General features: G+C 71.3%; 9 protein-coding genes. 7 read left to right on the top strand and 2 right to left on the bottom strand.

The features are described 5' to 3' along the window. Positions 1–17: 17 nt before the first annotated feature. The 5 genes from AC3WLB_RS16735 to AC3WLB_RS16715 all read left to right on the top strand — a co-directional run bounded on the left by AC3WLB_RS16735 (position 18) and on the right by AC3WLB_RS16715 (position 7,531). Positions 18–1,064: a LacI family DNA-binding transcriptional regulator gene (locus AC3WLB_RS16735; RefSeq protein ID WP_492507905.1), complete on the top strand. Its 1,047-nt coding sequence runs from the start codon at positions 18–20 to the stop codon at positions 1,062–1,064. A gap of 141 nt (positions 1,065–1,205) precedes the next feature. Next, a complete protein-coding gene (locus AC3WLB_RS16730; RefSeq protein ID WP_492507903.1) occupies positions 1,206–2,252 on the top strand; it encodes an ROK family protein in 1,047 nt (348 codons plus the stop codon). Further along, positions 2,245–2,841, top strand: a complete 597-nt coding sequence (locus AC3WLB_RS16725; protein ID WP_492507901.1) for a D-sedoheptulose-7-phosphate isomerase — start codon at positions 2,245–2,247, stop codon at positions 2,839–2,841. Before AC3WLB_RS16730 ends, AC3WLB_RS16725 begins: the two co-directional genes overlap by 8 nt. Beyond that, positions 2,838–5,489 (top strand): alpha-mannosidase, encoded by a 2,652-nt coding sequence (locus tag AC3WLB_RS16720; RefSeq protein ID WP_492507899.1) that lies wholly within the window; start codon positions 2,838–2,840, stop codon positions 5,487–5,489. Before AC3WLB_RS16725 ends, AC3WLB_RS16720 begins: the two co-directional genes overlap by 4 nt. 23 nt (positions 5,490–5,512) lie before the next feature. After that, positions 5,513–7,531, top strand: coding sequence for a hypothetical protein (locus AC3WLB_RS16715; RefSeq protein WP_492507897.1), 2,019 nt, complete (start codon positions 5,513–5,515; stop codon positions 7,529–7,531). An 81-nt stretch (positions 7,532–7,612) separates the two neighbouring features. Here the strand turns inward: AC3WLB_RS16715 and AC3WLB_RS16710 are convergent, their stop codons facing one another. Beyond that, entirely contained in the window at positions 7,613–9,139 is a 1,527-nt protein-coding gene (locus AC3WLB_RS16710; protein WP_492507895.1) for an aminopeptidase P family protein, read from the bottom strand. A gap of 84 nt (positions 9,140–9,223) precedes the next feature. Between AC3WLB_RS16710 and AC3WLB_RS16705 the strand changes: the two genes are divergently transcribed. Continuing rightward, positions 9,224–10,093 (top strand): PHP domain-containing protein, encoded by an 870-nt coding sequence (locus AC3WLB_RS16705; RefSeq protein ID WP_492507893.1) that lies wholly within the window; start codon positions 9,224–9,226, stop codon positions 10,091–10,093. A 434-nt stretch (positions 10,094–10,527) separates the two neighbouring features. Here AC3WLB_RS16705 and AC3WLB_RS16700 read toward each other — a convergent pair whose 3' ends face one another. Continuing rightward, the gene (locus AC3WLB_RS16700; protein WP_492507891.1) at positions 10,528–12,072 is read right to left on the bottom strand and encodes a DEAD/DEAH box helicase; all 1,545 of its coding nucleotides are present in this window, start codon (positions 12,070–12,072) and stop codon (positions 10,528–10,530) included. A 229-nt stretch (positions 12,073–12,301) separates the two neighbouring features. Between AC3WLB_RS16700 and AC3WLB_RS16695 the strand changes: the two genes are divergently transcribed. Further along, a complete protein-coding gene (locus tag AC3WLB_RS16695; RefSeq protein WP_492507889.1) occupies positions 12,302–13,018 on the top strand; it encodes a ferritin-like fold-containing protein in 717 nt (238 codons plus the stop codon). Positions 13,019–13,130: the final 112 nt, after the last annotated feature.

Genomic DNA, 13,130 nt, shown 5'->3' with positions numbered 1-13,130 from the left:
GAAAGGGGAGTGAGCGGATGGCCGACGACACGGCGCTTCCCCGGGCCACCATCCGCGACGTCGCCGAGGCGGCCGGCGTCTCCCGCTCGACCACGTCGCGCGCCCTGACCGGCACCGGCTACGTGGCCGACGACGTGCGCCAGCGCGTGCAGCAGGCCGCGCTCGAGCTCGGCTACGTGGTGGATGCGACGGCACGCAGTCTCAAGCAACGCCAGTCCCGGGTGATCGGTGTTCTGGTCTCGGAGCTGCGCAACCCGTTCTACGCCGACCTCGCATCCGGGGCGGGCCAGGCGGCGCGTGCCCAGGGCTACTCCATCATGCTCGTCGACGACGGCGGCCGCGTCGAGGAGGAGATCGAGGCCGCCAACGCCTTCGTCGCGCTTCGGGTCGCCGGTGTCGTCGGGACACCGGTGTCGCCGAACCTCACGGCCTTCCTGCAGCGGCAGCGCACGCCGGTGATCGAGGTCGACCGGCAGTTCGCCGAGGGCACGAGCGACGCCGTGGTGATCGACAACCGAACCGCCGCCTACAACACGACGAAGCATCTGGTCGAACTCGGCCACCGGCGCATCGCCCTGTTCATCGACGAGACCGCGTGGACGACCGGACGCGACCGGCACGCCGGCTACGCCGCGGCGCTCGCCGAGGCGGGCATCGAGCACGACTCCGGGCTGGTCATCCCCACCGGCTGGGACGTGGGGGCGGCGCGCGCCACCGCGCGCGACCTGCTCCGCACCTCGGCGCGACCCACCGCGATCTTCGCGGCGAACAACGTCCTGGCCGAGGGTGCCTGGCGCGCGGCCCGCGACCTGGCCCTCACCGTGCCCACCGACCTCAGCCTGGTCTCGTTCGACGACGCGCCGTGGATGAGCATGGTCACGCCCGGCATCACGGCGGTCGCGCAGGATGCGTTCGCGCTCGGCACGGCGTCGATCGCCGCGCTGCTGCAGCGCATCGCGGAGCCGGGCGGCGAACCGCGCACCGTCGTGCTGCCGGCGACGCTCACTCAGCGCGGTTCGACGGCACCGCCGCCCGTGGCACTCCCGGCACCCACGGCGGGCTGAGCCGCCGCGCTCGGTTGACCTCTGCCGAGCCGGACCATATGATCATGTGGGAACGATGCCACATTGGCGCGAGAGCGTGACGGAGCGTCGGAGGAACACCGGGGTTGTGCGCCGAGCGCAGCCGACACTCGAGAGGTTTGCATGGAAGCGGCACGACGCCCCGTTCTCGCATTGGACATCGGCGGCACCAAGCTCGCCGTGGCGATCGTCACCCCCGACGGGGTCTCGCACGGCTTCGCGGTGGAGCCCACCCGCCGCGAGGAGGGGCCCGACGCCGTGATCGCGCGGCTGTTCCGCATGGGTGACGAGGCCATCCGCGCCTGGTCCGATGGGCAGGACCCGCTCGCCGGCGCTCCAGCTGTGGCGGCCGGCGAGCGCGCGGCCGAGCGCAGCGTCGCGGCGGTCGGCATCTCCTGCGGCGGTCCGTTGGATGCTCGTCGCGGCGTGCTGATCAACCCGCTGCACCTGCCGGGCTGGCTCGACGTGCCCATCACCGAGCTCGCCGAGCGGCGGTTCGGGCTTCCGGCCGTGCTTGAGAACGATGCCACAGCGGCTGCACTCGCCGAGTACCGCTTCGGCGCAGGCGCGGGGTCGTCGACGCTGGTGTACCTCACGGTCTCCACCGGTGTGGGCGGGGGAGCCGTCATCAACGGGCGGCTGCACCGGGGTGCATCGAGCAACGGCGGGGAGTACGGCCACATCATGGTGCAGCCGGGCGGACGCCTCTGCCTGTGCGGCCGGCGCGGCTGCCTCGAGGCCTATGCGTCAGGCACCTCGATCGCCGAGCGCGCCCGGGAACTGCTGGAGCGCAGCGACCGGCCGAGCAGCCTCCGCGACCGTGCCGTGGTGCGAGCCGAAGACGTGTCGGCCGCCGCCGACGCCGGCGACGAGCTGGCCGGGGAGATCTGGGCCGAGACCCTCGAGCTGCTCGCGAGCGCGGTCACCGATCTGGTCAACATCCTCGAACCCGACATGGTGGTGCTGGGCGGCGGCGTCACCCGGGCGGGTGCCTCGCTGATCGAGCCCCTGCGGCACGCCGTGCTGCGCGATGCGATGCCACCCGCGTCCGCCGCGGTGCGCGTCGAGCTCGCCGCCCGGGGCGACGAGGTCGGCGTCATCGGCGCCGCGGCGCTCGCCTTCGACCTGCTGCGCAACGACTCGACCAACCAGGAGCCCGCCCGTGTCTGAACTCACCGCAGCCGCCTGGATGACCGACCAGCTCGACGACCACGTCGAGACCGCCCTGGCGATGCACCGCCTGATGCCCGCGGTGCGGGAAGTGGGCCGTCTGCTCTGCGACGCCTACGGCGCCGACCGCATCCTCTACACGTTCGGGAACGGCGGCAGTGCCGCCGACGCCCAGCACTTCACCGGCGAGATCATCGGCCACTACAAGCGTGACCGCCGGCCGTTGGCGGCGGTCACCTTGAGTACCGACCCGACGACGATGACCTGCATTGCCAACGACTACTCCTACGACGACGTGTTCTCCCGTCAGGTCGCGGCCCTCGCGCGGCCGGGGGACGTGGTGGCGGCGTTCACGACGAGCGGCACCTCGCCGAACGTCGTCGACGCCCTCCGCGTCGCGCGGCAGAACGGCGCCACGACGGTGCTCTTCGCCGGCCGCGACGGCGGGCGGGCGCGGGAGTTCGCCGACCACGCGCTGATCGTGCCCTCGGCGGTGACCCCGCGCATCCAGGAGATGCACACCTTCATGTTGCACGCGATCAGTGAGATGGTGGATGCCTGGGCGGCGGGGGAGGACGAGTACCGATGAGCACTCCGGAGCACCCGCACGGCACCACGCCCAGCGCGTCGTCGGTGCCCTTGGCGAACGCCCCCTCCGGCCCACAGCCCGCCGGCCTGCCGCGCGACGTGCGGCCGGCCGCGACGCCCGACCGCACGCTGCACATGATCGGCAACGCCCACCTCGACCCGGTGTGGCTCTGGCCGTGGCAGGAGGGTTACCAGGAGGCGCGCGCCACCTTCCGTTCGGCGATCGACCGGATGGACGAGTACCCCGATTTCGTGTTCACCTGCGACCAGGTCGTGCTGCTCAGCTGGGTGGAGGAGCAGGACCCGGAGCTGTTCGCCCGCATCCAGGAGCGCGTGGCGGAGGGCCGCTGGGTGAACGTCGGCGGCTGGTGGGTGGAACCCGACTGCAACATGCCGATGGGCGAGAGCTTCGCCCGCCAAGGCCTCTACGGTCAGCGCTACCTGCGCGCGAAGTTCGGCCGCACCGCCACCGTCGGCATGAACGCCGACCCGTTCGGGCACAACGCGATGATCCCGCAGATCCTGCGGTTGCAGGGCATGGACAGCTACCTGTTCCTCCGCCCGGGGCCGCACGAGAGCGATTTCGCCGACACCCTGTTCTGGTGGGAGGCGCCCGACGGCAGTCGAGTGCTGGCCTACCGGATCCCGTACGAGTACGGCAGCCCGGGCGGGTCGATCGACGGTCAGACCGACAAGTCGCTCGGCCAGCTCGACAAGTCCTTGGGCGACCTGATGGTGTTCTACGGGGTGGGCAACCACGGCGGCGGCCCGACGAAGGCCAACATCGAGTCGATCCACCGCTACGACCGCATGGGTTCTTTCGGGAGGATGACGATGTCGTCGCCACGCACGTACTTCGACGAGGTGCTCGGCCGGGGCACGGCTTTCCTGGACGGTCTCGCGGTGCGCCGCGACGATCTGCAGCATCACGCGCCGGGGTGCTACTCCTCGCACTCCGGCATCAAGGCGTGGCAGCGGCGTGCCCAGCACGCCGTGCTGGCGGCGGAGCGCTGGGCGGCGGTGGTGGCGGTCGGCGACGGGATCGAGTATCCGCGGGCCGACCTTGAGCGGGCCTGGAAGCAGATCCTGTTCAACCAGTTCCACGACATCCTGCCCGGCTCGGCGATCGAGCCCTCGTACGACGACGCGCGCGACCAGCTCGGTGAAGCGGTCGCCATCGCGAAGCGCATCGTGGCGCGCGCCCACAACGTGATCGCGTGGCAGGTCGACGTGCCCTTCGAAGACGCGACGCAGCCGGTGCTCGTGTTCAACCCGCATCCGTGGCCCGTGCGGGCGGATGTGCCGCTGCAGTACCACGCGCAGCCGCGCGGTGTGCACGTGGTCGACGCAGCCGGCGCGCCCGTGCTCGCGCAGAGCACGCAGTCGACGGCCACCACCGACGACCTGAGCCGTGGGGCGCTCGTGTTCGGGGCGGAACTGCCGGCGTTCGGGTACCGGCTGTACCGGCTGCGGCCGGGCGCTGCACCGGGCGCTGCGCCGGGCGGCGATGCGTCGCTGAGCGGGTCGTCCTTGCGCGTCACCGAGTCCGTGATCGAGAACGACCTGGTGCGGCTCGAACTCGACCCCGCGACCGGTTGGCTGTCGTCGTTCCTGGTCAAGGCGACCGGCATCGACGTCCTCTCCGGCGCCGACGGATCGACCCACACCCAGATCTGCGACGACCCCACCGACACCTGGGGGCACCGGGTGGTGTCCTACGCGTGGCCCGGCGAGTCGATGCGCGTGGACCGGGTACTCGTGCGGGAGAGCGGGCCGCTGCGCTCCCGGGTGCGGGTGGAGCGCTCGTGGGGCGCGTCGACCCTGGTCGAGGAGTTCGTTCTCGCGCACGACAGCGGGGTGCTGCGGGTCGACGTCACGATCGATTGGCGTGAGAAGGCGAAGCTGCTGAAGCTGCGCTTCCCCACCGGGTTGCAGGATGCACGGGCCACCTACGAGATCCCGTACGGCACCCTGGAGCGTCCGGTCGACGGCGCGGAGGAGCCGGCGCAGTCGTGGGTCGATCTGAGCGGGACCGTCGGCGGCGCGGCGGCCGGCCTCACGGTCATCACGACGACGAAGCATGCCTACGACGTGTCGCCGGGGTCGACCGGCGTGACCGGTGGTGCTGGTGGCGCCGACGGCGCGAGCATCGGGGTCACGGCGGTGCGGAGCCCCGTGTACTCCTGGCACGAGCCGCGCCTCCTCGACCCGGAGGGCAGCTACAGCTACCAGGACCAGGGGGTGCAGCACTTCAGCTACGAGTTGGCGGCGCACGAGGGCGATTGGCGCACCGCCGAGCCGACCCGGCGCGCAGCCGCGCTGGCCGCGCCGCCCCGTGCGATGCTCGAGTCGTTCCACGACGGAGCGCTGCCGGCTGAGCACTCATTCGCGTCCGACGCCGCGGGCCCGGTGCTCGTCACGGCGATCAAGGGAAGTGAGGATGCGACCGACGGCCCGGGCGGCGCCGACCTGATCGTGCGTGCGGTGGAGACCCGCGGCGAGCCGGCCTTCGCGCGCATCGATCTGCCGCTCGTCGGCCGCACGCTGCAGGAGGAGTTCGGTCCGAACCAGATCCGCACCTTCCGCGTGCCGGCCGACCCGGCGTCGCCGGTGATCGAGGTCGACCTGATCGAGTGGCCGCTCGAGTGACTGGTCCGGCATCGGCTGCCGGGGTGTCCGTTGCCTCCGGTTCCGGCGCGGACGCCGTGCGCTTGTGGGCGGAGATCGTGCTCGCTGACGGCACCGTCCTGCCCGTGCGCTGGGACGAGTCGATCAGCGCGCCCCCCGCGGGGGAGAGCCTCGGGCGCGCGGGCGGGTTCGAACTGACCGTGCACGCTGATCCCGAGGACAGCTCGGACGGCGGCGAGGGGAGCGGCCTGCGGCTGCTGCGCGTGCGTGTGCGGCGGGTCGACGGTGCGCCGGGGGGACCGGTTGAGGCGGGCATCCGGGTGGGTGCTTCGGTTCCAAGTACGACGGAGCCGTGGTGGCTGATTCCCGGAGCGTTCTACGGCGAGAACCGGCCGGCGCACAACGACCGCGTGTTCCCGCGCTTCGAGGTGGGGGCGGTGGGCGACGAGGCGGCCCGGCGGTTCGTCAGTTCGCGGTGGGAGTTCCGCTCCGACCGTGCAGCCACCCCGGCGGTGTTCGGGTGGAGCGGCCCCGGTCTCGGCGGCGTGGTGCTCGCAGCCCCGCCGACGACCGCGCTCGGGCTCACCGGGGTGGGATTCGCGCACGACGCCGCATCCGCGACGCTGCGGGTGCACGCGACGTTCCCGTTCCATGAAGGGCCGGTCACGTACTACGGCGACGATCTGCCACGACCGGCAGAGGTCGAGACGCATCGCTGGGAGATCGGGGAATCGCACGAGTTCGACCTGCAGGTCGGTGCGCTCGGCGCCGATCGGCACGGTTACGCTCCGATCCTGCGCGCTCTGCACGCCGTGTCGGCGACGGCTGCGCCGCTGCGCCCGTGGGTCGGGCTCGAGCACGCGGCCGAACTCGCCGCGGAGGGGCTGGTGCGGTGGCACTACGACCCCGACCCGGGCGTGCTGCTCGAGACGGTGGGCTTCGACCGCGAGGTGACGGGCCGTGACGGAAAGAGCGTCGACCGCCAGGCCATGCACGTCGGCTGGGTGAGCGGTGTGCCGTGGGCGTTCGCTCTGCTCGCGCACGGGCTGCGGGTGGGCGACGAGGTCGCAGCCGCGGCGGGGCGTTCGGTCATCGACTTCATCGCGAGCGCACTGTCGCCGTCGGGCACGTTCTGGGGTGTCTGGTACCGGGAGCACGGATGGTCGCAGAGCTGGACGCCGCTCGAGCACGGGCTGCACTCGCGCACGCTGGCGGAGGCCACGCTCTTCCTGGTGCGGGCGCTCGCACTCGAACCGGACCATCCGGCCTGGCACGCCGCCGTGCGCTCGAATCTCGATGTGATCGTGGCGCGTCAGCGAGCCGACGGGAACCTGGGCTCGGTGCACCACGCGCTGACGGGAGAGGTGTTGTCCTGGGAGGGCGCGTCGGGCCTCACCTGGGTCGCCGCGCTGCTCGAGGCGGCCGTGCTGCTGCCCGATGCGGCGTCCGGCTCCGCTGTGCAGTACCGTCGGGCAGCCGAACGCGCGGGGGAGTACTACGCCCGGTTCGTGCGGGACGAGTTCATCCATGGTGCGCCGGAGGACGTCGACCTGGCTCCCACCTCGGAAGACGGCTACGCCGCGGTGATGGCGTACGTCGCGCTGCATCGGGTCACCGGCGAGCAGCAGTGGCTCGAGCTCGCGCGACGGAGCGCCGACTGGATGCTCACCTTCCGCTACAGCTATGACGTGACCTTCGGGGAGCACACTCTGCTCGGCCGGTACGATTTCGGTACGCGCGGCGCCGATCAGGCTTCACCATCGAATCAGCACCTGCACGCGTACGGTCTGGTCTGCACGCGCGAGCTCGTGGAGCTGTCGGCTGCGCTCGGCGACGACCACTACCGCCTCCGTGCGGAGGAGACGCTGGCCTGCTTCCGTCAGTTCGTGGCGCGGGAGGACGGCGACTTCAACGCCTACCGCGGGATGGTCACCGAGCGCTTCTACCAGACCGCCTGTTTCCAGCCCAAGGGCATGCTGCTCACCCTCTCGCACGCCTGGAGCGCCGGAGTGCTCCTCCTCGGCTGCGAGCAGGCCATCGAACTGCGCGCAGCTGCCGCCTGACCGACCGACTCTCCGGCCGGCTGCTTAACGGCCGTGCACGTCCCGGCTGTTGGGCCCGCCGCGCCGCCGGCCGGTGACCCGTCAGGCGGCGTGCGGGTCTTCCGGTGGCACGACTGCCGCCGAGACCGAACCGGCGCTCGGCGGGTTGAGTCGCGCGTACCACGCCTCCACGTCGTCGGCCGTGCGCGGGATCGCCGCGGAGAGGTTCTCGGCGCCGTCGGCGGTGACGAGGATGTCGTCCTCGATGCGCACACCGATGCCCCGCAACTCCTCCGGCACCGTGAGGTCGTCGGGCTGGAAGTAGAGGCCCGGCTCGATGGTGAACACCATGCCCTCCTTGAGCTCACCGTCGAGGTACAGCTCGCGCCGGGCTTTCGCGCAGTCGTGCACGTCGATGCCGAGGTGGTGGCTGGTGCCGTGCACCATGTAGCGGCGGTGCTGCTGATTGTCGGCCTCGAGGGCCTCCTCGGCGCTCACCGGGAGCAGGCCCCACTCGGCGGTACGCTCGGCGATCACCGCCATCGCGGTCTGGTGGATCTCCCGGAACCGGATACCGGGCCGCACGATCGCGAAGGCCGCATCGGCCGCCTCGCGCACCGCCTCGTAGATGCGCCGCTGGGCATCGCTGAACCGCCCGCTGACCGGAATGGTGCGCGTGATGTCGGCGGTGTAGTAGCTGTCGAGCTCGATCCCCGCGTCGATCAGGATCAGGTCACCGGGAAGGACCGGCCCGTCGTTCCGCGTCCAGTGCAGGATGCACGCGTGCGGACCGGACGCCGCGATGGTGTCGTAGCCGACGGTGTTGCCGTCAAGACGCGCGCGCGTGTTGAAGACGCCTTCGACCAGTCGCTCACCGCGTTCGTGCTGCGAACTCCGCGAGAAGTCGGCGATCACGTCATCGAAACCGCGGGCCGTCGCGGCTACCGCCGCGCGCATCTGCTCGATCTCGTAGGCGTCTTTGACGAGCCGCTCCTCGGAGAGAAAACGTGCGAGCGCCGAATCACCCTCCTCGCCGGCCGACGCGGGCAGGCCGGCGTCGGCCTCGCGCAGCACGAGGGTCGACTCGTCGAAGGCCACGGCGTCGAACTCCGCGATGCCGCGGGTGGCGAGGCCCAGGTCGCTCGCTACCTGGGCGAGGGACGGGCGCGGACCGATCCAGAACTCGCCGATCTCGGGATTGGCGTAGAACTCGTCGGAGTCGCGCCCGGCCCGCTCACGGAAGTACAACGTGAAATCGTGCCCGCCCGCCGTCGGTTCGCCCACGAGGAACGCTCCGGGTTCGGAATCGGAACCCCACCCCGTGAGGTACGAAAAGGCCGAGTGCGCCCGGTAGGGAAAATCGGTGTCGTTGGAGCGCTGCTTGGCCGCGCCCGACGGGACCACGAGCCGCTTGCCCGGGAACTGCTCCGAGAGTCGTTGCCGGCGCTCTGCCGCGAACGGCGCCTGCTCGCGGGTGGGCGGCAGCACGTCGGCCCGCTCGGCCCAGTTGCTGCCGATGTAGTCGCGGAATGCATCCGACGCGGGCGTCGTCGAACGATTGCTCGTCGCCCTCGGTTTCGGTGCTTCGGTGACCGGGTGCCCGGTGGTGTGTGTGGTCGTCTCTGCCATGCATCCATTGTCCCACTCGGAGCCGGACGGCAGCGGGGAGGGGCGCTGTCTGTGGAGAACTCGGGGACTGGTTACGATTGTGGAATGTCACCCGATCGGCTCTTCCGCGCGCCGATCGACTTGCACACCCACAGCAGGGTCTCCGACGGCACGGAATCACCCGCGCAGCTGCTGCGAGCCGCGGCCGACGCGGGTCTCGGCACCGTCGCGCTCACCGACCACGACTCCACCGCCGGCTGGGCCGAGGCGTCGACCGCGGCGGTCGATGTGGGCGTCACACTCATCCCGGGCATGGAGCTGAGCACGCGGGTCGAGTGGGCGAGCGTGCATATGCTGGCGTACCTCTTCGACCCGAACAACGCGAAGCTGGTGGCCGAGACCGCGCGCATCCGGGACGCACGCCTGCACCGCGCCGAGGAGATGGTGGCGCGCATCGGCCGCGACTACGACATCGACTGGGACGACGTCGTCGCCCAGACCGAGCCGGGCACCACCGTCGGGCGGCCGCACATCGCCGACGCGCTGGTGGCGCGGGGGCTGGTCGGTACGAGGAGTGAGGCGTTCGCGGGCATCCTGCACTGGCGGGCCGGGTACTACCAACCCCACTACGCGCCGGACCCGCTCCGGGCGATCGAGCTCGTCGTCGCGGCGGGCGGAGTGCCGGTGATGGCGCATCCGGCCACCCGGAGCCGCACCGACCTCGAGCTGGCGGGGCGGATGCGCAGCTTCGTCGACGCGGGCCTGTTCGGCCTCGAGATCGATCACCGCGAGAACACGCCCGAGGGCAAGGAGCGACTGCGCGCACTGGCGGCGAAGTACGGGCTCGCCCTCACCGGCTCGAGCGACTACCACGGCGCCGGCAAGCCCAACCGCCTCGGCGAGAACACGACGCCCCCTGAGGTGGTCGACGCCCTGATCGCCCGCGCCACGGGCGCCACCCCGGTCTACGCCTGACGACCGTCGGCGCCGTCGTGGCGGCGCAATGGCACCCGAACGACGGAGAATTCTGCCATTCCACGGGAACGACGGATGCGTGCGCGCGTTTCGCGGCGGACCTCCGTCGTTGCCGCATGCGACCCGGTGTCCCGTGTGACACGTGACTGCCGTGGCGCCGTGCGATGGCGCCGGAACGACGGAGATTTCTGGCGATACACGGGAACGACGGATGCAGGCGCGATCTTCGTCGCCGACTTCCGTCATTGCCGGATCTGACCCCGCTGTCCGCGGCGATGGTGCCGCAGTGGCGCGCGGCCGGAATGACAGAGCTTCTCGGCAATGCGCGGGGACGACACAAGCGGGTGCGCGTTTGGGCGCCGGCTTCCGTCGTTGCAGGTGCCGGTGCGCCGTGCGGCACCAGGGAGGTGCGGTGCGGGGTGCCGTCGGGTGCGCTACTCGGTGGGGCGGGGAGCGCGGCGGCGGTTGCGGGAGCGGCGCCGGGGGGCGCTGTTGCCGTCGTGGTGCTCGGAGCCGGCCCCGGCCGACGTCGATTCGGTGGACACAGAGGTGGCGCCCGAACCTCCGGAGGCGCCGGCTGCCGTCGCCACGGCGGTGTCGGTGCCGGATGCGCCGGCCGCGCCATTCGCCGACCCGCCGGAGCGCGTGCGGTTGCGGCTGCGGCTGCGCGGCGGACGCCCGCCCTCGCCGCCGTCCGACGAACGCGGACCGGACGAGCCCGACCCGCCGCGGCCGCCGCGGCCTCGGTCGCCCGAGGCCGAACCCGAGCCCGAACTCGACTCCGCGGACCGCGACGTCGGCTTCAGCCGCCCCCGCGTGCCCTCGGGGATGTCGAGGTCGGTGAACAGGTGGGGCGAGGACGAGTAGGTCTCCACCGGCTCCGGCTGCCCGAACTCGAGCGCGCGGTTGATGAGTGCCCACTTGTGCAGGTCGTCCCAGTCGACGAACGTCACCGCGATGCCGGTCTTGCCGGCGCGGCCGGTGCGCCCGGCACGGTGCAGGTACGTCTTGTCGTCGTCGGGGATGGTGTGGTTGATCACGTGGGTGACGTCGTCGACGTCGATGCCGCGCGCCGCGACATCCGTGGCGATCAGGATGTCCTTCTTGCCCGCCTTGAAGGCGGCCATGGCGCGCTCGCGCTGCTCCTGGTTGAGGTCGCCGTGCACGGCCGCAGCGTTGAACCCGCGGTCGTTGAGCTCTTCGACGAGCTTCGCCGCGGCACGCTTGGTGCGGGTGAAGATGACGGTCTTGCCCCGCCCCTCGGCCTGCAGGATGCGGGCGATCACCTCGTCCTTGTCGAGCGAGTGCGCGCGGTAGACCAGGTGCTTGATGTTCGCTTGGGTCAGCCCCTCGTCGGGGTCGGTGGCGCGGATGTGGATGGGCCGGTTCATGAAGCGGCGCGCGAGCGCCACGATCGGGCCGGGCATGGTGGCGGAGAACAGCATGGTGTGGCGGGTCGCCGGAGTCTGCGCGAACAGCTTCTCGATGTCGGCCAGGAAGCCGAGATCGAGCATCTTGTCGGCCTCGTCGAGCACCATCTCGCGCACCGCGCCGAGGTTCAGCAGGCGCTGCCCGGCGAGGTCGAGGAGGCGGCCCGGCGTGCCGACGACGATCTGCGCACCGGCCTTGATCTGCTCGATCTGGCCCTCGTAGGCCTTGCCGCCGTAGATCGACACGATCTTCGTGGGCCGGTTGGAGGCCGCGAGATCGAGGTCTTCGGTGACCTGCACGCAGAGTTCACGGGTGGGGACGACGACCAGGGCCTTCACGCCCGGCTCGGGGTCCGGCCCGAGCCGCTGGATGAGGGGGAGGCCGAAACCGAAGGTCTTCCCGGTTCCCGTCTTGGCCTGGCCGATGATGTCCTGCCCGTCCATGGCGAGCGGGATCGTCTGCTCCTGGATGGGGAACGGCTCGAGGATGCCCTTGCCGGCGAGCGCGTCGACCATGTCCTGGTCGATGTTGAGATCTCTGAAATTCACTGGATACCTGTCGTGGATGCGAGGCCGCCGTGGTGGGATCGGTGCTGCGCGTGAGTCGCGCTGCGACATCCGACGATGGCGTCGGGCGGCGGCGATTGCCCCGAGTTTCGTCAGGGCCCGGGACGAGTTTAGTCGACCGGGGGCATCGGGGCGGCGAAACGGCGCGCCACGCGCGGATCGCGGCGGATCGCGCCCCGACCGGATCGTGGTGCCCCGCTAGGATTGGCGGGTGTTCGGATTCCTCCGCCGCCCGAAGGTGCGCATCGACATTCCGCGGTTGAAGCCCCGCGTCGACACGTCCAGCTACCCCAAGGTGAATCTGGCCGAGCTGACCCCCGAGGTGCTCCCGTACCTCGGGCAGGTCGCCTATGTGCAGCTCGCGGTGTTCGAAGAGGTGTCGGATGCGATCGCCGCCGCCCCCACGGTGGCCGCCAAACAGGTCCTCGCCCCGGCTGCGAGCCGCGCCCTCGAGAAGCACGAGCAGCTGGTGGCCGAGATCCACCGCCGCGCCGACGCGCCGGCCGAGGTGATCGCGCCGTTCACCGCGGGCATCGACCGTTACCGCGCCCTGGTGAAAGGGTCGGACTGGTACGAGCAGCTGGCCAGCGTCTATCTGACGGCCGGCATCCTCGACGATTTCTTCGCGCTGCTGGCGGCGGGACTGCCGGGCGACATCGGCCAGCGCTGCATCGCCATCCTCGAGGCCGAGACCGGGCGGCGCGCCATCGTCGAGGTGCTGTCGACCGCGATCTCGGCCGATCCGGTGCTGGGTTCGCGCCTGGCGATGTGGGGGCGCCGCGTCGTCGGCGACACCCTCCTGGTGGCCCGGTCGGCCATCCATCTCACCGGAAACCCGGAGTCGGACGAGCAGCGCATCGAGCCGGTGTTCACCGAGATGATCGCGGCGCACACCCGGCGCATGGACGAACTCGGCCTCACGGCCTGAGCCGAGCGGATGCGCGGGAGCGGGTCTCCGCTAGCTGTACTGCCCAGGCAGGTTAGTTAGCCGGCTGATGGGTGGTTTTGCTCCGATGGCGGTGTGGGGCCTGTGGTGATTG

It is taken from the genome of Herbiconiux sp. FW305-C-125, assembly GCF_058783455.1.
The sequence above is the reverse complement of the archived record's forward strand: the minus strand, read 5'-3'. Positions and strand labels throughout refer to the sequence as shown.

Coding starts and splice junctions, on each gene's coding strand:
- AC3WLB_RS16735 (WP_492507905.1), top strand. CDS start 18: ATGGCCGACGACACGGCGCTTCCCCGGGCCACCATCCGCGACGTCGCC.
- AC3WLB_RS16730 (WP_492507903.1), top strand. CDS start 1,206: ATGGAAGCGGCACGACGCCCCGTTCTCGCATTGGACATCGGCGGCACC.
- AC3WLB_RS16720 (WP_492507899.1), top strand. CDS start 2,838: ATGAGCACTCCGGAGCACCCGCACGGCACCACGCCCAGCGCGTCGTCG.
- AC3WLB_RS16710 (WP_492507895.1), bottom strand. CDS start 9,139: ATGGCAGAGACGACCACACACACCACCGGGCACCCGGTCACCGAAGCA.
- AC3WLB_RS16705 (WP_492507893.1), top strand. CDS start 9,224: ATGTCACCCGATCGGCTCTTCCGCGCGCCGATCGACTTGCACACCCAC.